This is a genomic window from Paraburkholderia saeva (genome assembly GCF_907164555.1).
Lineage (GTDB): Bacteria > Pseudomonadota > Gammaproteobacteria > Burkholderiales > Burkholderiaceae > Paraburkholderia > Paraburkholderia saeva.
In genome coordinates, this window is the sequence record NZ_CAJQZC010000003.1 from 143834 (window position 1) to 162832 (window position 18999).

Genomic DNA, 18999 nt, shown 5'->3' on the forward strand with positions numbered 1-18999 from the left:
GAATCGCGTTACTTCTTCTGCGTCGCGCTGTTTGCGTTGCTTGAGTGATCCACAGGTGCATCCGGCGCGAGCGGCCGCCACGCGCGTCCATCGCGGGCGAGTAGCGCATCGCTTTGCGCAGGCCCTGCGCTGCCCGCTGCATAACCGTCGACGGGCAACGGGCCGCCTTCCGGATGCAGCACGTCGTCCACGGCGGCCCAGCTCGTCTCGATGCTGTCGGCGCGCTGGAACAGGGTAGCGTCGCCCAGCATGCAGTCGTACAGCAGCGTCTCGTATCCGACGTTGGCGCGCTCCGCGAAGAAGTCGGCATAGTCGAACGCGGATTGCACCGGGCCGATCTGCATCACAGGCCCCGGCACCTTCACGTTGAAATCGAAGCGCGTGCCGTGCGCCGGGTCGATGCGCAGTGTGAGCACGTTGGGCGTCAGCACATCGACGGGCGTATCGCGAAAGAGCCGGAACGGTACCGTCTTGAGTTGCACCGCGATTTCGGTGCGCCGTGCGGCGAGACGCTTGCCCGTGCGCAGATAAAACGGCACGCCCGCCCAGCGCCAGTTTTCGACGAACACGCGCGCCGCGGCGTACGTCTCCGTGTGGCTGTCCGCAGCGACGTCGGGTTCTTCACGATAGCCCGGGCCCGCGGGCCCTTTTTCATACTGGCCGAGCACGACGTCGCGAGCATGCAGTGGCTGGATCGCATCGAAGATATCGGCCTTCCTGTCGCGCACGGCCTCGGCATCGAAGGAATTGGGCGGTTCCATGGCCACCATGCCGAGCAGCTGGAACAGGTGATTCGGCAGCATGTCGCGAAACGCGCCCGTCTGTTCGTAGAACTTGCCGCGTCCTTCGACGCCGATCGTCTCCGCCGCCGTGATCTGCACGTGATCGATGTATTCGCGTCGCCAGACCGGCTCGAAGATGGCATTCGCGAAGCGCACGGCAAGGATGCTCTGCACCGTGTCCTTGCCAAGAAAATGGTCGATGCGATAAACCTGCGATTCCTTCGCGTAGCTCAGGATGTGCGCGTTGAGATCGCGCGCGGACGCGAGGTCGGTTCCGAACGGCTTTTCGACGACGAGACGTCGAAAGCCGCTGCCTTCGTCTTCTTTCAGCAAGCCCGCGCGGCCGAGATGTTCGACGATCGGTTTGAAGAAGCGCGACGTGACCGCGAGATAAAAGATCGCGTTGCTGCCCGAAGCTGAGATCAACTGCTTCAGGTTCGCGAACGTGTCGTCGGATTCGAATTCGCCGGCCACGTATTGCAATCGCTGTTCGACCCAGTCCCATGCCTTTTCGTCGAGTTGCGCGGTATGGAACGTGCTCGCCTTGTCGGCGGCGAACTGTTGCAATGATTTCTTGAGGTCGGCGCGCCATTCGGCGGTTTCGCGTTCGCCGTGATTCACGCCGATGATCTTCATGCCGGAGTCGAGCAGGCCGTCCACCGACAGGTTGTAGAGCGCAGGCATCAGCAGGCGCTTCGTCAGGTCGCCCCCCGCGCCGAAGATCACCAGCGTGCAGGGCGGCGCGGGATGCCTGCCTGCGGACGAAGGCGTCGCACCTCCCGGACCGGAGCCCGCTTTCGCGCTCCCGCCGGCACTGGAAGCGGTATTGGCTGTCTGCGCTGCATTCGTTTCGTTCGACATGGGGTCATTCCTTTGAGCCGGGCACCGGGCGATATAGAAAAGACCACGGTCGAAGCCGCACAGTTCAAAACGTGCACGGAATTTCACCTGACGCAGGCGATCTGTCAGTTTGCTGCGCCAGGACAGATTACTTCGTGGCGAGCGCTTCTTCTGCTTCTCCCGCCACAGGCACGACGCCCGACTGTCCCATTTCGCGTGGTTGCAGCAGGAGCGCGACCAGCCCGCTCCAGCCCGTTTGATGCGATGCGCCGACGCCCCGGCCGTTGTCGCCATGAAAGTATTCGTGGAACAGCACGAGGTCGCTGGAACGCGGATCGGCCTCCAGCAGCGGATACGCGCCCATCACCGGACGATGCCCGTCGCGGTCTTTCAGGAACAGCGTGGTCACGCGCCGCGCGAGCTCATCCGCGACTTCGTTCAGCGAGTGGCAGTTCCCGGACCCCGTCGGATACTCAATGCGGAATTCATCGCCGTAATAGCGATGGAATTCGTAAAGCGATTCGATCAGCAGATAGTTGACCGGCATCCAGACCGGTCCGCGCCAGTTCGAATTGCCGCCAAATACACGCGAATCCGATTCCGCCGGCAGGTACTTGATGCCGAAGCTGGCGCCATTGTGCTCATACACGAACGGATGATCGCGATGCACGCGCGAAAGCGCGCGCACGCCGTGGTCGGAGAGGAATTCGGTTTCATCGAGCACGCGGCGCAGCAGTGCTTTCATGCGATGCCCGCGCAGCAGCGAAAGCAACAGGCTGTTGCCCTTGCCGGGTTCGTTCCAGCGCGACACAAGCCGCGCAAGATCGGGACGATGCTCGAGGAACCAGACGAGCCGGTCGCGCAGGCCAGGCAGGTCGCCATGCAGACGCTCTTCGAGCACATGCACCGCAAAAAGCGGTATCAACCCGACGATCGAACGGATCCGCATCGGCACCATCGTGCCGTCGGGCAGACGCAGCTTGTCGTAGAAGAACTCGTCCTGCGAATCCCAGAGGCCGGTGTCGCAACCGTCTTCGCAACTCACGGCTTCTGCGATGTACAGAAAGTGCTCGAAGAACTTCACGCCGATATCGACGAACACGTGATTGGCGTACGCCAGTTCCAGCGCGATACGCATCAGGTCGAGCGCATACGCGGCCATCCAGGCCGTGCCATCGGCCTGATCGATGTGGCCGCCCGTCGGTAGGGGCGATGAGCGATCGAAGATGCCGACGTTGTCGAGTCCGAGAAAGCCGCCCTGAAAAATGTTGTGACCGTCGGCGTCCTTGCGGTTCACCCACCACGAGAAGTTGAGCAGTAACTTGTGGAACACCAGTTCGAGGAAATCGCGATCGGCCTTGCCGGTAATCGCGCGGTCGATTTCATAGACGCGCCACGTTGCCCACGCGTGCACGGGTGGATTGGCGTCGCTGAACGCCCATTCGTACGCGGGGAGCTGACCGTTCGGATGCTGGTAGCGATCCTTCACGAGCAGCAGCAACTGCCGCTTCGCAAACGCGGGGTCGATCAACGCGAAGGCGGCTGCATGAAACGCGAGATCCCACGATGCGTACCACGGGTATTCCCATTTGTCCGGCATCGACACGATGTCCGCGTTGCACAGATGCCGCCAGTCGGCGTTGCGGCCGCGCTTGCGACGCGCGGCGGGTGCGGGCTGCGCCTGGTCGCCGTCCATCCAGCGCTGGACGTCGAACTGGTAGTACTGCTTCGACCAGAGCATGCCGGCAAGCGCCTGACGTTGAACGAGCCGCGCATCGGGGTCGTCCATTTCGTGCTGCAAAGCCGCATAGAATTCGTTCGCTTCCGCGATGCGATGCGCGAAGAGCGCATCGACATCGAGGGGTACTTCGTCCGGGCCGGACTCACGTCGCCAGCGCAGGAATATGACGGCCCGGGCGTGCGGTGCCATTTCGAGGTGCACATGGGCACCGGCTTTCGTGCCGCTGTCGCGACGCACCGCATCGGCGTCGCCGTGTACGAGGTAATCGTTGAAGCCGTCCTTGAACGGACCTGCGCCGTCGGTATTGAACAGCCGCCGGACGTTCGTTTCGTTCTCGCAGAAGAGCCACGTTACTTCGGGCGTAATCGTCGTATCTTTCGACGGCTGGACCCACGCCGTCACGACGAGCGGATCGTGCCCCTGCATGCGTCCGGTCAGATGCGGCGCGCTGTGTGAATCAGGACTTTTCGTCAGTGAAGGCTTGTCCTTCAGGCCCTTCCACGACCACTTGTTGCGCGCCCAGATCTGCGGCAGCACGTCGAGCGAAGCCGCTTTATCCGCACGGTTCTCGACGCTCACGCGCATCACGATGTCGTCCACGGCGTGCTTCGCGTATTCGACATCGACGTCGAAGTAGCAGTTGTCGTCGAATACGCCAGTGTCGAGGATCTCGTACTCCGGCACGTCCGCGCCGCGTCGCGCATTTTCCTCGATCAGGTCGGCGTACGGATAGGCCGCGTGCGGGTACTTGTAGAGCATGCGCATGTACGAATGCGTCGGCGTGCCGTCGAGGTAGAAGTACAGCTCCTTGACGTCCTCGCCGTGGTTGCCCTGCTCGTTCGTGAGACCGAACAGCCGTTCCTTGAGGATGGCATCGCGACCGTTCCAGAGCGCGAGCGAGACGCACCAGCTGAGCGTGTCGTCACCGAAACCGGCGATGCCGTCCTCGCCCCAGCGATAGGCGCGGCTGCGCGCGTGATCGTGCGGGAAATAGTCCCACGCCGTGCCGTTTTCGCTGTAATCCTCACGCACCGTGCCCCATTGGCGTTCGCTGAGATACGGCCCCCAGCGTTGCCAGCGGGCGCATTCACCCGAATGCAGACGACGGCCTTCGGTAGTCTCAAGAACATTGACGGCGCGCAGCGGTGACATAGACGTGTCCTTTAGCTTGGGCCCTGGCGGTCAGACGCACATCGTAGCGCGGTTTGGCAAGCCCGGCTCACATACGTGCGAGCAGGCTTTCCACCCGCAGCAGTTCGCCCAGCGACCACGCCTGGAACGGTGTGCCGCCGGGTTTGTGCGGTGCGTCACCGTCCGCCACTTCGGACGCGTGGTCGAGCCCGGCATGATCGAGATGCGCGTGTAGCGGCGCCAGAAAACCGGCCTCGGCTTCGGCGCGGCTCACGCCATTCATGCCGTGCACGCGCAGCCACGCTTCGACGAACGGGCCGAGCAGCCACGGCCACACGGTGCCCTGATGATATGCGCCATCGCGCTCGAGTGGGCCGCCGCCGTAGTGCGCACAATAGGCGTGATCCGACGGCGCGAGCGTGCGCAGACCGACGGGCGTCAGCAGATGCGTCTGCACCTGCTCGACGACCGTTCGCGCGGCCGCACCTTCAAGCAGCGCGAACGGCAGACCACCGACGGCAAAGATCTGGTTTGGCCGCAGCGCGGGATCGACCTGTCCCTCCACATGATCGACATCGACGACATCGAAGAGCGCGCCCGTTGACGAATCGATAAAGCGGGCATTGAACGCCTGCGAAGCGCGTGTCGCAAGGTCTTGCCATTGCGCGTTCCACGCAGATGCAATACGCAAGGCGTTGATCCACAGCGCCTCTATCTCGACGGGCTTGCCGATGCGCGGCGTGACGACCCAGTCGCCGGCGCGCGCGTCCATCCACGTCAGCTGCATTCCCGGGACGCCGGCGCGCAGCAGGCCGTCGGTATCGGCTGCGATGCCGTAGCGCGTGCCGTTCGAATAGCCGGTGAGAATCGCATCGACGGTCTGCTGCAGACGCGTGCGTGTTGCAGGGCTCGCATGATCCGTCGCGAGGTAGTCGTGCACAGCGATCGCAAACCAGAGCGATGCATCGACGGAGTTGTATTCCGGTGCGTTGCTGTAATCGGGGAAGCGGTTGGGCAGCATGCCTTCGGACAGCGTGGCGGACCATTCGAGCAGGATCGATTCCGCTTCGGCGAGCCGGCCCGATGTAATGAGCAGCCCCCGCATCGCGATGAACGTGTCGCGGCCCCAGTCTGTGAACCACGGGAATCCGGCGATGATCGTACGGCCCGTATTGCGCGATACGACATACGCATCGGCCGATCGTTGCAGACGTGAACCGAACGCAGCGCGGCGCTGCTGTTCGATGTCGGCAAGTTCGCGGGCGTGTTGTGCCGGAGCGCTCGTAGCATGGGTCTGCTGCGGGTCTTGCGCATTCGCGCTCAGAATCATGAGCGCTTCGCCGCTGGCGAGATCGAAGGAAAACACGCCGGGCGTGGCGAGGTCTTCGGTGAAATCGAGGCCGCGTTCGCGCTCGCGGACGTAGCAGAAGTTGCGATACCAGTCGGGCGTATGTGCATACGTGCCGTTGGTCAATGCGTGAACGACCGGCAGATCGCCGTACGGCTGCCAGCTGATGCGCGCGCCGTCCTGCTGCGCGTTGAAGTTGAACGCCGGATTCTCGTGATGCAGCGCGTGATAGTCGCGGCCAGACAGCAGCGGCCGCACCTTCAGGATCAGATTGCCCGCAAGCGTGCCGTGACGTTCGAGCCGCCAGCGCAGCACGGTTTCGCCGCTCGCCTTCGCGACGAATATTTCGACGGTCAGCGCAGTGGCCGCATCGATCTGCAGGCGCCACGTCGGCCACGGTTCGGTATCGAAGCTGAGGATGCGCGTTGCGATGTCGGGATAAACGAGGTCGGGCGCGTAGCGCTGCATCGTGAGCGGATAGCGCGCGCCGTTCCCTTCGAGCCACGCTTCGACCCCGTTCACGAGCACGATGCGTCCTGTCTTCGACGCAGCGAGCAGCAGCGCGTGGTAGCGACGCGTGCGCGCCGTGCCGACCGTGCCCGATGCAAAGCCGCCGAAGGCGTCGGCCTCAAGCCATTCGTCTTCGAGTCGTGTGTCTTCGATGGGCGCGGCGATATGGGTCATTGGCGTTGTTCGGCGACGTCGCGCGTCAGCGATGGAGGGATCGGTCGGGCACCGTCCGATTTTATCGGCTTAAGTGCGCTCGTGTTTCCAGTGTGCCGCATGCATCGTTCGTGTGATTTCTCTTTCTTCAACCTTTTCGCTGAACGTCAGTCGAGAAAGACGTAATCGGCGAGGTAAGGGCTTCGGCCTTCCTGGCCTTCCTGCGTGCAGGGCTGAAGCGGCGCGGCGCCGCCTCGCGTGTTCCAGCGTTGCACGTAACGCACTGACGCCAGTTCCCCAGGTGCGCCTGCGCTGGTCGCCTTCAGTAATAGCAAAGGAATGCTGCCAGGCTGTTGCGCATTCGGCATTTGTTGAAGCACCTTGCCAGTTATCTTGCTGCCATCCGTCGCTTCCCAGCTCGGGCCGGCATAGTGTTTTGCCACCAGTTTTCCCGATCCGTCGTACAGGTCAGCCTGCGGCGATTTAAACGTCCACACCAGATGATGGCTCTGGTCGGGCTTGCACACGTAGATCTGCACGCCGGATGCCGCAAGCGATGCGACTACATGGTGTGCATCGGCGGGTTCCAGTTCGGATGGCGGAGCAGTCTGCGCGCTCGCGATGCAGCTCGCCGCGAGCCCTGCGCAACATGAAAGGATACAGCGAGCAGGGCGGTCCATACGATAAGCGTTGCGTGTCATATGTCCTCCGGGGCGATGCGGCCGGTTAGTCCGGATGCGCGAAGCCGCGCTGTCAGCCTTTCAGCCGCGTGCAGCCTTCGTACGCCACGCGTCGAGGCCACGTCGCGCCTGTTTGCGGATTGCACCCTGAACAAAGGGCGTCCATCCCAGCAGCGTACCCTTGATTCCCAGTGCCTGTCGCGTCCAGCTCCACAGGGCGAAGGTATCGCGCTGCTCGACGATGAGCCCGCCGCGAAAGCGAAAACGCGACTGGACGTGATTGACCACGGAACGCCCGCTTTGCGTGAACACGTAACGGGCAATCCATTTTGCGCTGCCGCCTGTCTCGCTGGCTTCGACGTCGTCGAAGGAAACGGAAAACGCCTGCGCCCGCTGTGTAAGCATGCGCCACATATCGCCCGCCTCGCGACCACGCAGCTCCCCAAACACCGGATCGCTGAAAACGATGTCTTCGGCATAACACGCGCTCATCTCCTCCGCGTCCAGCCGCTGGAATGCCCGATAGAAACGCTCGATCAGGGCTGCGTTCGCATGGTCCATTTTTATGATCCCCCTGTGTGATCCCGGAATATGCGGCATGAAGGTCCTGCGAAACGGCAGGCCACGTTTTGCTGGTCCAACCGGAGGCTGCCTGCAACAAGGGTGCCTGTCCAGTGGCGGGCGGTTTTCCGAAGGGATTCACCATTTTTCGTTATATCCGATAGAATATATCGATGCGCATGCCGGACGACCTCATCGAGGGCAGCAGGCGCTGAACATCATATGGAGTGGGGGTCGGCTCGCAGTCGGCGCATGGTTTCTGATCGCGCGATGTGGCCCGTGAGCCATCGGGCGATTTCGTGTCGTCGATTGTTGGGGAAGCGCTTCCGATAGCGCGAAACTTGCCGTAAAACCGGAACAGGATTCGAGGTCATCATGCACGCTCCGCCATTTCGTCTCGCTACCGTGCCAGGCATCAATCAGCCGGAAAGAGAGGCTACTGGAAGCTATCCGCGTGCGGGCGATGCATGCTGCCAGCCCACGCAATCGCAGCTAACGAGCCGGAGACGTCGTGCGCGCCTCGCCGAACTCGATTCGCATCTGCATTGCTCGGTGATCGGTACCTGCCTGACGACGCACGAGCTGCGCAAGCTGGTACCGAAATTCACCGGTCTGGACCGGCAAAAAGCGAGCGATCTGGAAATACACCACGCGGCCGTCGAGCTTGCCATCGAAGGCGGCGCGGGCGGCAAGGCGTTGCACAAGGCGCTGGACGAGCGCTACGCGGGCGCCATCCGTCGTTTTGACAAGGCGCGCGATGCCGAAGCGCTCCTCGCCATGTGGGACGAAGCGCTCAAGAGCGGCGACATTCCGCCTGCTTACTGGGCGTTGATGACGCATCCGCAAGCCACGATGCACGAGCGGCAGGCCGCATTCGGCGAGTTGCACATGCTGTCGCATCTGGTGGGCGCAGCGAACCGCGCCGATATTCGTCGCCTTGTCGCGCTGGAAGCGGAAAACGCGACGTTGCGCGAAAGGGTCGAGCGCCAGCAGAAGCGTCTTCACGAAATGAGCATCCAGCGGGATGCATCGACTCGCGAACTTTCGGCGCAGATTGCGCAGTTGACGGCGCAACTCGAGCGCAGGGGCGTGAGCGACGAAGCGGGCCTTCAATCCGAGGTGTCGACGCTGCGCGAGGCGCTTGCGTCACGCGATGCGCGTCTTGCGCTTCACACGAGCCGGCGCGAGGCTGCCGAACAGCGCGCCGCAAAAGAGCAGGAGCACGCGCAGGCGCTACGCGAGAGTCTTGACGAGGCGCTCGCGCTGCTCGATGTCGTGCAGGCTGAAGCGGGCGCCATGGAGCGAACGATGCAGCTTTCCGCTGAAGCGCCGGACGCGCATCAGGCGCTCGTTGATGCGATTAGCGGCAAGCGGATCGTCTACGTGGGCGGGCGGCCGGGCTCGAACGCCGCGCTCAGACGCATCGTCGAATCGGCGGGCGGAGCGTTGACACTGCACGACGGTGGCGTGGAAGACAGAAAAGGCCTGCTGGCCGCAGCGTTGCCGCATGCCGACATGGTCGTTTTCCCGGTCGACTGCGTGGATCACGATTCGATGAACATGCTAAAGCGCGTGTGCGAACGGCATCAGGTCACGTACTACCCGTTGCGTACCGCCAGCATCGCAAGCTTTGTCGAACGGGTGACGCGTGCCCATGCGGCGTCCCAGGCGACTGGCGCACCGCGCGCCTCACGGTTTTGTCTGCGCCACGGATGACGACAAACGCGTGCTACGGGCCGTGACCGGTCGCTTCAGCGTTTGACGAGTTTTGTCAGCGCCGTGATCTGGGTTGCGCATGCCGCGGCGGCCTCTCTTTCGATGTCACGGTAAAGCCGGATAATTTCTTCGCCGACTGGGGTGAGGACGCTGCCGCCGCCGCTCTGCCCGCCGTGTTCCGAGACGGTAGCGGGAGACTTGAGCGAGCGGTTGAGTTCGTCCATCAGCAGCCACGCGCGACGATACGACATGTTGAGGCTGCGTGCCGCTGCCGAAATCGACCCGTGCTCCTGCACGGCTTCGAGCAGCGAGACCTTGCCGGGCCCGAGCGCGATCGTCCCCGCCTGCTGGATGCGCATGCGAAAGCGCACCTCCGGCCGGGAAGCTTTTGCCGGATTTTTCATGTTGTCTGCGGGTTTAGCCATGCGCGAAAGCATACACGATGGCGACACGCTTTCAGGCGGCTCTACGCTTCAATGTCCGTGCGGAAAGCAGAAGCCAAAGTCTTCGCATCCGGGGCAACCCGGTGCCGGTCCCGGCGCCCTTCCTTGAGCAAGCGCGAGTTCTCGCGCTAGAAACTTCTTCCATCGCAGGTTAGTGGTATTGCGGATGACGAGCGTCGGAAAATAACGCCCGAGCATCGCGGTCACGTCGTCGCGGCCACTCAGGCCGAGATCGCGCCACAAATGATCCGGCCTCAAACACGCATGCGCGACGATCTCAGCAACGCAGCGCGTGTCGTCTTCGTTTGCCGCCGGGTTGGCGTGCGCCAGAAGCAACGCGGTTAGCGCGCGCAAGAAATCTGCGTGCGCTGTAGCGGGCAGGGTAACTGGCAGCACTGGAATGTGCGGAGGTGTCGCAGCGCCAGGGAAGTGTCGTCTAAACAGGCCGTGCAGGTCGTTTTGCGGGACACCGAGCAGTGCGATTTCGCCGCGTACTTCGCGCGCGGCAATCAGGCGCGCAAACAATTGTGCGTCCAGTGTGAGAAATTTGTCCGTTGCAGCAAGCAGTTCGTCCACGCGTGTTGCGCAGGCTTGATCGAGGCTTGACGCGTGCTCGCTCATGAAGTCTTCGCAACGGACCTAAGGCCTGAGCACCCGCGTTTCAATACGCGCGAGCCGCTTGACATGACGCGGCGCGGGCAGAATGTCGGCGCCGGAGTAGAGCACGGGCGCGCCTTGCTCCGCGTCGAGCGACTGGCCGCCGCATTCGTACGCAACCAGCACCTGTTCGCCCACCGGCGTATTGAACAGTTCGTGCCAGGAAAACGTGACGGCATAGCCGTCGTGGGCGCTTGCGATCATGACCATCCGCTTGAAATCGCCCGGCGAATCGCAGCGCAGGCCGGCAAGTTTGATGAGTTCTTTCAGCAGAACGCCGCGATAACGATCGATCGTGCGAATAAACCTGTTAGTCGTGAAGCACCGCAGGTCGAACGGGTCGGCGAATACGCTGGTGTACGTCCGCAGATCGTCGACCGAAAATGACATCGGGCGCAAGACGTCTCCCGTCAGCGAGATGACGCCGGGCGTTGCGTCCGACGTAATCGCCGATGCTGCCGGTGCCGTGACGTGCTCAAGTTTTGCCGCGCTGTCAGCCGTACCCATCTTCGACCCTCCGCCGGCATGGCCGGCTTGTTCATCGTTATGTCTGTGGGTATATTACGCTGCGACCGGATGCGAATGCACGTCGGATCGCACGATATGCATCATATCCACCGGCATATTCCGATCTTTGCACTCCGCGGCGCGTGGCTGCGCGGGTAGCGTTCACGTTGGGCCGCTGCGCATCGTCGTGAACGCGTAGCCGAAGTGGGATTGCGTCACGCGCGCTGCTGTACGCGGTCGATCGCGCGGCGAAGGGCGGCACGCGCCGCGTGCGCACGCTTCCGCTTAAATGAAACGTGTGCCGGCCGCCATTGCGACAGCCGGCACTAGACGCAAAACGCTTACTGGTCGACGCCGACGATTACGCTCGACGCCTTGAAGATCGCTGCTGCTGCCTTACCGCTGGCGAGGCCGAGGCGGTCGACGCTGTCGTTGGTGATGATTGCCGCGATCTGCGCGCCGCCGGCTGCGGCGATGATGACCTCGGCGTTGACCGCACCCTTGTTCACGGACGAAACCGTGCCCGAGACAACGTTACGCGCCGACACCTTGCTGCCGTCGACATCCACCATCACGAGCACCGACGACGCCTTCACCAGCGCAAACGCCGGTTTGCCGGCTGCAAGCCCGAGTGCTGCGGCACTGCCGTGCGTGATGATCGCGACGATATCGAGGCCGTCCTGCGTGCGCAGTGAGACTTCGTCGTTGACGGCGCCAGCCTTGACGCTCGTCACCTGACCGGAAAAATGATTACGGGCGCTGGTTCGCATGTTTGTCTCCGTGTGGAATTCCCGTCGGATGAATCGGGGAAGATCGGGTTGGGAAAGCTGACAAAGTGTACCCGAAGCGCTCCCGCTCACACCGGCGGTACGCCTTCTTCGACCAGCATCGCAACGGGCAACGCTGTGAGCGCATCGCGCAGATACAGCAGGCCGGATTCATCGACCCTGGGTGCGCCCGGGCTCAACCAGTCGAACAGCGCGCGCGCAGCGAGCGCCTCAGGCATCTCGATGGCCGTATCGCCCCAGCGTTCGGGCGTGACGAGCGGCGTGTCCGCGCCCGGGTCGAGCAAGGTCGCGGCGAGGCGCGTGGCAATGACGACGCCATACGCGTTGCCGTAGCGTCGCGCGAACGCGATCACATGCGCGGCCTGGCTGCCACGAACCCGCAGCGGCATGTATACGCCCTGATCGGGCAGCGCGGGAAGGTGCGTGCGCAACGCGAGCATGCGTTGCACGACGCCCAGCTTCACGCGACCGTCGCGCCAGTTGGCAAGCTGCTCAGAAGGCGGCGTGGCAACGAGCCATGCGTGCCGTTGCGCGAAATCGACGGGTCGCCGGTTGTCGGGATCGACGAGACTGAAGTCCCACAACTCGGTGCCCTGATACAGATCGGGCACACCCGGCGACGCGAGACGCAGCACCGTCTGCTGCAGGCTGTTGATCGCGCCCGCCGCGCTGATCCGCTCGACGAAAGCATGCAGCTCGCGCAGAAAGCCGTCGCGTCGTTGAGGTGCGAGCACATCGAAGAGAAAATCGCGGCAGGCGTTTTCATAGGTTTCGTCGGGCGCGAGCCAGTTGGTGCGCAACTTTGCTTCACGCAACGCCTTCAGCTGCCATCGCGCGACGCGTTCGGCGAGCGCCTTGACGCCTGCCTCATCGTCAGGCGCGAGGTCGATCGGCCAGCAGCCGACGAGCGTCTGATACAGCATCGCTTCCGCATCGGGACCCGGTGCCCAGTGTTGCGCGCCGGCCGCGGCTTCCGCTGTGTCCGGCGTGTCGCGCAAAACGCGATCATGGCCGCCCGTCTCGCGACGTTGCGGTGCGTTCAAGGTCGACCAGCCGCGCAGCGTCGCGCCCCATTCCTGCGGAATTTCGCTCAGCACGGCAAGGCGCGCGCGCATGTCCTCACCGCGTTTGTGATCGTGCGTCGCGGTGGCGAGCATCGCGTGCGGAAAACGTAGCGCGCGTTCGCGATTGGCTGCATGAAACTGCTCGACCGTCAGCGCGAATTCGCCCGGGTCGGCGCCCACCTCGTTGCGGGACAGCAGACGCCCATAGCGGTAGCACGCGGTATCTTCGATTCCTTTCGCCGCGACGGGCGCGGTCAGCTGCGAGAAGACCGTTTGCGCGGTACGCCGCGACGATCCCGAATGACTGGGCGCATTGCCACCGTTTCCGCCCGGCTGCGCGGAGGGCGAACGCGCGGCAGTATTGTTGGTGGCGTCATCTGCCTGCTGCGCACCGCCGAGCCATTCACCGATGCGTTCCAGCACGCCGTGATCGCCGCGCGGGAGCACGCGCTTCGCGGCGTCGAACGCCTGATTGAAGTAGCGGTTGTCGACTTCGCTACGCACGCTGTTTTGCGGATAGATACGGTACACCGGAAAATGCACCACCAGTTCGGCCAGCGCGCGACGGATCGCGGTGAACGCGTAGTCGCGCGTCGACAACTGGTCGCGTGCAATACGATGCAGCGCACGCGCCGCACGATCCAGCTCTGTCGCGAGGTTCTCGGTCAGGATCTTGCGACGCGCGATCAATGCTTCGTCCGCGAACGACGGGCTGCGTCCCGTGAGTTCCGCCCACGTGGCGGCGAGCGGCTCGGCGCCTCGCGGATCATGCAGCAGCGCGCCGACGTCGTTCATGAAGTCGTAGCCCGTCGTGCCGTCGACGGGCCAGTCATCGCGCAAGGGCTCGCCGCGCGCGAGGATTTTTTCGACGACGCAATACGGGTTGCCTTCACGCAGTTCGTTAAGCCGCTGGCGCAGCCGCTGACAATATTCGCGCGGCTCGGCGAGACCGTCGACATGATCGATCCGCACGCCGTCCACGATTCCTTCCGCGTACAGCCGGAAAATCAGCGCATGCACGGCATCGAACACCTCGGGGCGTTCAACGCGCACACCCGCAAGCGTGCTGATGTCGAAAAAGCGCCGCCAGTTGACTTCGTCGGCGGCAGTGCGCCACCACGCGAGACGATAGTGCTGTCGTTCGAGCAACCGGTGCAGGCGCTCGCGCGTAACTGGCGCGTTGGCATCGAACGTTTCAAGCGCGGCTTCGATTCCCGCCAGCCCGTTTTGCGCGACGTACGTGCGCAACGCCTCGATGCCTTCGGCGGCGCGGGGCTGGTCGGCGGGCTGCGTGGTGACGCCGTTGAAGCGCTCTGCAAGCGCGGCCAGATCGGCGCGGTCGGCGGCTTTCAGGATGCTCGCGTATTCGATCGGGCACACCGGAAACACGTGGTCGTGATACGCGACGTAAAAGCGACCCGTATCGGCGGCGAAGCGCAACACAATCTGGCCGGCCGCGAGTTCGTCGCCATACGCAGTGCCGAGGCACGGCAGCAGCACCTTGCCGCGCAGCGCCGGATCGGGCGAATGCCAGTCGACGTCGAAATGCCGCGCGTACGCGCTATGCCGTCCCCATTCGAGAATGTCCTGCCACCACGCGTTGCCCGAGCCGCCGACGCCCATGTGATTCGGTACGACATCGACGATAAGCCCCATGCCGTGCGCGTGCAGTTTATCGGCGAGCCGTCTGAGCGCCGCCTCGCCGCCAAGTTCTGCATTGACCTGCGTGTAATCGATGGTGTCGTAGCCGTGCGTCGAGCCGGGCCCGGCGGTGGTAACCGGTGAAGCGTACAGGTGGCTGATGCCTAAGGCCGCGAAGTATTCGACGTGCGCGAGCGCATCGTCGAACGTAAAGTCGCGATGGAACTGCAGTCTGAGCGTGGAGCGTGGAACAGTCATGGCAGGTCAGACGGTGAAGAAGCAGAGTTGGAAGCCGGCGCGGATGCGGCGCGCCTCGCAGCGACCGCGCGCAGCCGGTCGCAGAACGTCGCGTCCCTGAAGAGCTCATCGACCGGTGGCGCGAGACGGCGGCGCCAGTTCGGATGTTCGTCGATGGAGCCGGGCAGATTGGGTTGATCCGCGAGCGCGAGCAGATCCTCAAGTGGACACGTGACCAGTACCGCGGGCGTCATCGCGACATAGGCCAGCGCCTCGTCGACGGGCGGCTGGTCGAGCGGCGGCGCGGGCACGTCGTGAGGTGCGAGGCCAGCGGCCTGGAACGCGCGCCACAACGCGGCGCGATCGCCCGCGCGTTCGTCGTGCGCGAGCGCGACCGGATCGCGGCCGTCGGCACGCGCCGAGGTCTGGCCGATGCGGTTGCGCCAGTCGATATCCGCGCCGAGCCACCAGCCGGCCACCGTCGGCAGATCGTGCGTCGTCGTGGTCGATACGGCGTCGCGGTCCCAGTGTTGCGGCGCCTTGAAGCCCTGGCCCCAACCGGCGTGCTCGAACCACAGCACACGAATGCCCGACAGCCCGTGTTCTGTGAGCCGCTCGCGAAATCCCGGCGGCACGGTGCCGAGATCCTCGCCGATCACGATCGAACGATGCCGCCACGATTCGAGCGCGATGAGCCGCAACATGTCTTCGAGCGGATAGCGCAGATACGCACCGTTCGCGGCTTTTTCGCCGTCGGGCACGAGCCAGAGCCGTCGCAGGCCGAGGATGTGATCGATCCGCACGCCGCCCGCATGCGCGAAGGCGGCACGCAGCATGTCGATGAATGCGGCGAAACCCTGCGTGCGCATCGCGCGCGGCGAGAACGTGGTGAGCCCCCACGCCTGACCCGCCTGGTTGAACAGATCGGGCGGCGCGCCAACCGACACGCCCGTCAGCATTTCATCGCGATACGACCATGCATGGCTGCCCGCACTGTCACATCCGACGGCGAGGTCCGCGATCAGGCCGACGGCCATGCCCGCGTCACGCGCGGCGTGCTGCGCGTGCGAGAGTCCCTTCGCGGCGAGCCATTGCAGGAACAGATGAAACTCGACTTCGTGACGATGCACCTGCGCGAACGCTTCGACTTCTTCGCTGCGCGGATCGCGCAGGTTTTCCGGCCAGTTGCGCCAGTGACCGTTACCGTCGGGCGCCGCGAGCTGCGCGGCCTGTAACGCCTCGAAGCGCGCGTGATCTTCGAGCGCGCGACCGCCGCGTACGCAGAAGCCGTGAAATTCGAGCGCACGCGGCGCGTCCTGCGCACGTTCGTGCACGCAGAAATGCTCGAAGAGCGCGCGCAGGACTTTAAGCTTCAGAACGGCAGCAGCGGGCCAGTCGATCAGCGGTTGCGCTTCGAGTTGCGACCACGTCTGGCCCGCGTCCACCTGCGCGAGCGCGGCGCGCGCCATGTCTGCACCGAACACCGCCGCAGGATCGATATGCAGCACGTTCAACCACAGCCGCGACGACGGCGAATACGGACTGAACCGCTCCGGCTCGGCGCTGAACATCGCGTGCGTCGGGCTGACCGCGAGCGCATGTGCGCCGTGTTTCGCGCTTTCGATTGCGAGCGCGGCGAGCGCCGAATAATCGCCGATGCCGCCGTCGCCGGTGCGGTGCAGCCCGTATAGCTGCGCGGCCACGCCCCACAGCGGCGGCACGCTGGAGGCGTCTTCGTGCAGCGCGCGCCACGCGTCGGCGACGGTGTAGCAGCGCGTTGGCGCAACGGCGAGCGTCATGCGCTGCTCGTTGATCACGAGCGTGTGATAGCCCACTTCGCTGATCGGCGATAGCAGCGCAGCTTCGCCTTTGGGCGCCGTGAAGCGGCCATCGATGATCGCACCGCTTTCGAGTTCGATACGGTAGCGGCTGCCAGATTTCACGGCAGCGGCGGGCAGTGCGATACCGCGTTCGCATTCGGCGGTCATCAGCGGCGGCAACTTGCGTCCTGCCGTTTCCGCGTCGAGCGTGGCCGCGCTTTGTCTGAGTTGCGTGGCGCTGCCGCACGGCAGGCCCATGCGTTCGAGCAGCACGGCAAGCGTGCTGTCAGGCACGCGTTGCATTTCGCCGTGGGCGTTGCTCCATTCGACTTCAAAGCCTGCGCGTGCGGCGAGGCTTTCGAGCGTTTCGGTGGCGCGTCGGGTTGTGTTCACGCGTGCGGCTCCGGTTTTGCTACCTTGCGTGCATCGTGGCCGAAGGCGTAGTGACTGATGTCGCCCGTCAGCCACGCGACGAATGAAAGCGACGGCAGGACGTTCGTTGCAATCGCGTCGCGTACGCGTGCCGGCGTTTCGAAAATCACCTTCCCCACGGGGATTTCCGCGAACGGTACCGTCTCGTCCGAAAGATTGAGCGCGATGGACAACGTCTCGCCATCGCCAAGCTTCCAGCTCGCCACGAGCGCGTTGGCATCGTCGCCGTTTTGCGCGCGCAGCACGCGTGCGCCGCGCGCCTTTGCGTGGCGCAGCCGCGGCGTGATGAGTTTCGCGCGCACGGCCAGCGCCGATTTATAGAAGTGCATCCATTCGAGCTGGTCCGCGCTGTGCGTTTCTTTGGACGCACGTATCGAAGGCGACGACGATGCAAACGTACGCGCGTCGTTAGGATCGGGAATCTGCGCGCGGCGCTTTTCGTCGCTGAACGCCGAGAAGCGCGCGAACTCGCGGCGACGTCCTTCGCGTACCGCATCCGCGAGGTCGCCGGTGTAGTCGGTGAAGAAGAAAAACGGTTGCTCCGAGCCGGATTCTTCATCCATGAAGAGGAGGGGAATCTGCGGCGACAGCAGCAAAAGGCCGGTTGCCGCGCGCAACGCATCGGGCGCGCACAGCGAACGCAGACGCTCGCCCATTGCGCGATTGCCGATCTGATCGTGATTCTGCAAAAACATGACGAACGATGTGGGCGGCAGATGCCGGCTCGCCTCGCCGCGCGGCCGGTTATCGTGTATCGGCGAAGGGTCGCCCTGATAGCCAAACCCTTCGCCGAGAATGCGCGCGAGTCGTTGCACCGGCTGATCGACGTACGCGCGATAGTAGCCTTCGTGCTCGCCTGTCAGCAGCACGTGCAGCGTGTTGTGCGCGTCGTCGTTCCACTGCGCATCGAAATGCGTGTCGAGCAGCGTGGCCGTGTTGCGCTCGTTTTCCAGCACGAGATGGACGTGCCTGCCGTGCTGCACGTGCGCGCGAACGTGCTCCGAAAACTCGCGCAGCCATGCGTCGTTATCGATCGCATGAACCGCGTCGAGACGCAGCCCGTCGAAGCGGTATTCGTCGAGCCAGTAGCGCGCGTTGTCGCAGAAGAACTCGTTCACTTCGATGCGATCGAAGTCGATGGCCGGCCCCCAGGGCGTGTGCGTGCCCTCGCGGAAGAACGGCTTCGCGTACTGATGCAGATAGTTGCCGTCGGGACCGAAGTGGTTGTACACCACGTCGAGAAACACCTGCAGGCCGAGACCATGCGCGTGATCGACGAGTGCCTTTAGGTCTTCCGGGCGGCCATAGCTGGCGTCAGGTGCGTAGGGCAGCACGCCGTCATAACCCCAGTTGCGTGTGCCGGGGAAATCGTTAAGCGGCATGAGTTCGATCGCCGTCACGCCTAGATCGACGAGTGCGGGTAAACGCGCCATGACGCCGCTGTATCCGCCAAGCGCGCCCACGTGCAGTTCGTACAGCACGGTCTCTTCCCACGGCCGGCCATGCCAGTTCGTATGCTGCCAGGTGTACGCCCGCGGATCGATCACTTCGCTCGGACCGTGCACGTCCTGGGGCTGAAAGCGCGATGCAGGATCGGGAACCGTGAGACCGCCGTCGAGGCAATACCGATAGAGCGTGCCCGCGCCGCACGCGACTTCCGCTTCGAACCAGCCGTTGCCGGTGGGGGTCATCGCGACGGATGCCTTCGGCGCGCCGCCTTCGATTTCGACGGTCACCGCTTTGCATGAAGGCGCCCAGAAGCGAAAACGCGTATGCGGCGTGCTGCTTTCGGCGCCACGCAGCTGCGCGCCGAACGGCAGGCAGTGCGCGTGATGGCGCTTGTGCGGATCAATCGGACTTTCAGACATGATTCGTCACCATTCGGTTTTCACGTCGCACGGCCCGGATGTCCCCGCTGGCGGGACAGTCGAACCCGTTTGCGACGTAC

The 18999-nt window shown here is 63.9% G+C and carries 13 protein-coding genes; 1 reads left to right on the plus strand and 12 read right to left on the minus strand.

Annotated features, from left to right (window positions below):
- Nucleotides 1-8: 8 nt before the first annotated feature.
- The 5 genes from zwf to LPA36_RS08850 form a co-directional block, all read right to left on the minus strand.
- Nucleotides 9-1643: a glucose-6-phosphate dehydrogenase gene (zwf, locus tag LPA36_RS08830; RefSeq protein WP_228875775.1), complete on the minus strand. Its 1635-nt coding sequence runs from the start codon at nucleotides 1641-1643 to the stop codon at nucleotides 9-11.
- A 127-nt stretch (nucleotides 1644-1770) separates the two neighbouring features.
- Nucleotides 1771-4515 carry an MGH1-like glycoside hydrolase domain-containing protein gene (locus tag LPA36_RS08835; protein ID WP_228875776.1) on the minus strand — a complete coding sequence of 915 codons (2745 nt, stop codon included), beginning with the start codon at nucleotides 4513-4515 and terminating at the stop codon, nucleotides 1771-1773.
- A gap of 67 nt (nucleotides 4516-4582) precedes the next feature.
- Nucleotides 4583-6526 (minus strand): amylo-alpha-1,6-glucosidase, encoded by a 1944-nt coding sequence (locus LPA36_RS08840; RefSeq protein WP_228875777.1) that lies wholly within the window; start codon nucleotides 6524-6526, stop codon nucleotides 4583-4585.
- A 146-nt stretch (nucleotides 6527-6672) separates the two neighbouring features.
- On the minus strand, nucleotides 6673-7185 hold the full coding sequence (locus tag LPA36_RS08845; RefSeq protein ID WP_407674258.1) for a DUF3455 domain-containing protein: 513 nt from the start codon (nucleotides 7183-7185) through the stop codon (nucleotides 6673-6675).
- Between the two features lie 81 nt (nucleotides 7186-7266).
- A complete protein-coding gene (locus LPA36_RS08850; RefSeq protein WP_228875779.1) occupies nucleotides 7267-7746 on the minus strand; it encodes a nuclear transport factor 2 family protein in 480 nt (159 codons plus the stop codon).
- Nucleotides 7747-8121: 375 nt separating this feature from the next.
- Between LPA36_RS08850 and LPA36_RS08855 the strand changes: the two genes are divergently transcribed.
- Nucleotides 8122-9462, plus strand: a complete 1341-nt coding sequence (locus tag LPA36_RS08855; protein ID WP_228875780.1) for a DUF2325 domain-containing protein — start codon at nucleotides 8122-8124, stop codon at nucleotides 9460-9462.
- A gap of 35 nt (nucleotides 9463-9497) precedes the next feature.
- On the opposite strand, the gene LPA36_RS08860 is transcribed toward LPA36_RS08855, so the two are convergent.
- From LPA36_RS08860 to treZ, 7 genes are all read right to left on the minus strand, one after another.
- Nucleotides 9498-9821 carry a winged helix-turn-helix domain-containing protein gene (locus tag LPA36_RS08860; RefSeq protein WP_407674259.1) on the minus strand — a complete coding sequence of 108 codons (324 nt, stop codon included), beginning with the start codon at nucleotides 9819-9821 and terminating at the stop codon, nucleotides 9498-9500.
- Nucleotides 9822-9935: 114 nt separating this feature from the next.
- Nucleotides 9936-10526 carry a nitrogen fixation protein NifQ gene (locus LPA36_RS08865; protein ID WP_228875782.1) on the minus strand — a complete coding sequence of 197 codons (591 nt, stop codon included), beginning with the start codon at nucleotides 10524-10526 and terminating at the stop codon, nucleotides 9936-9938.
- An 18-nt stretch (nucleotides 10527-10544) separates the two neighbouring features.
- The gene (locus LPA36_RS08870; protein WP_228875783.1) at nucleotides 10545-11069 is read right to left on the minus strand and encodes a molybdopterin-dependent oxidoreductase; all 525 of its coding nucleotides are present in this window, start codon (nucleotides 11067-11069) and stop codon (nucleotides 10545-10547) included.
- Between the two features lie 341 nt (nucleotides 11070-11410).
- The gene (locus LPA36_RS08875; protein ID WP_228875784.1) at nucleotides 11411-11839 is read right to left on the minus strand and encodes a TOBE domain-containing protein; all 429 of its coding nucleotides are present in this window, start codon (nucleotides 11837-11839) and stop codon (nucleotides 11411-11413) included.
- A gap of 86 nt (nucleotides 11840-11925) precedes the next feature.
- The gene (gene treY / locus LPA36_RS08880) at nucleotides 11926-14820 is read right to left on the minus strand and encodes a malto-oligosyltrehalose synthase (protein WP_228875785.1); all 2895 of its coding nucleotides are present in this window, start codon (nucleotides 14818-14820) and stop codon (nucleotides 11926-11928) included.
- Entirely contained in the window at nucleotides 14817-17012 is a 2196-nt protein-coding gene (malQ, locus tag LPA36_RS08885) for a 4-alpha-glucanotransferase (protein WP_228875786.1), read from the minus strand. The genes treY and malQ overlap by 4 nt, the downstream gene beginning before the upstream one ends.
- On the minus strand, nucleotides 17009-18919 hold the full coding sequence (gene treZ / locus LPA36_RS08890) for a malto-oligosyltrehalose trehalohydrolase (RefSeq protein WP_228875787.1): 1911 nt from the start codon (nucleotides 18917-18919) through the stop codon (nucleotides 17009-17011). The genes malQ and treZ overlap by 4 nt, the downstream gene beginning before the upstream one ends.
- Nucleotides 18920-18999 lie beyond the last annotated feature (80 nt).

Coding starts and splice junctions, on each gene's coding strand:
- treZ (WP_228875787.1), bottom strand. CDS start 18,919: ATGTCTGAAAGTCCGATTGATCCGCACAAGCGCCATCACGCGCACTGC.
- LPA36_RS08860 (WP_407674259.1), bottom strand. CDS start 9,821: ATGCGCATCCAGCAGGCGGGGACGATCGCGCTCGGGCCCGGCAAGGTC.
- treY (WP_228875785.1), bottom strand. CDS start 14,820: ATGACTGTTCCACGCTCCACGCTCAGACTGCAGTTCCATCGCGACTTT.
- LPA36_RS08845 (WP_407674258.1), bottom strand. CDS start 7,185: ATGGACCGCCCTGCTCGCTGTATCCTTTCATGTTGCGCAGGGCTCGCG.
- LPA36_RS08855 (WP_228875780.1), top strand. CDS start 8,122: ATGCACGCTCCGCCATTTCGTCTCGCTACCGTGCCAGGCATCAATCAG.
- LPA36_RS08870 (WP_228875783.1), bottom strand. CDS start 11,069: ATGGGTACGGCTGACAGCGCGGCAAAACTTGAGCACGTCACGGCACCG.
- LPA36_RS08835 (WP_228875776.1), bottom strand. CDS start 4,515: ATGTCACCGCTGCGCGCCGTCAATGTTCTTGAGACTACCGAAGGCCGT.
- LPA36_RS08865 (WP_228875782.1), bottom strand. CDS start 10,526: ATGAGCGAGCACGCGTCAAGCCTCGATCAAGCCTGCGCAACACGCGTG.
- LPA36_RS08875 (WP_228875784.1), bottom strand. CDS start 11,839: ATGCGAACCAGCGCCCGTAATCATTTTTCCGGTCAGGTGACGAGCGTC.
- LPA36_RS08850 (WP_228875779.1), bottom strand. CDS start 7,746: ATGGACCATGCGAACGCAGCCCTGATCGAGCGTTTCTATCGGGCATTC.
- LPA36_RS08840 (WP_228875777.1), bottom strand. CDS start 6,526: ATGACCCATATCGCCGCGCCCATCGAAGACACACGACTCGAAGACGAA.
- zwf (WP_228875775.1), bottom strand. CDS start 1,643: ATGTCGAACGAAACGAATGCAGCGCAGACAGCCAATACCGCTTCCAGT.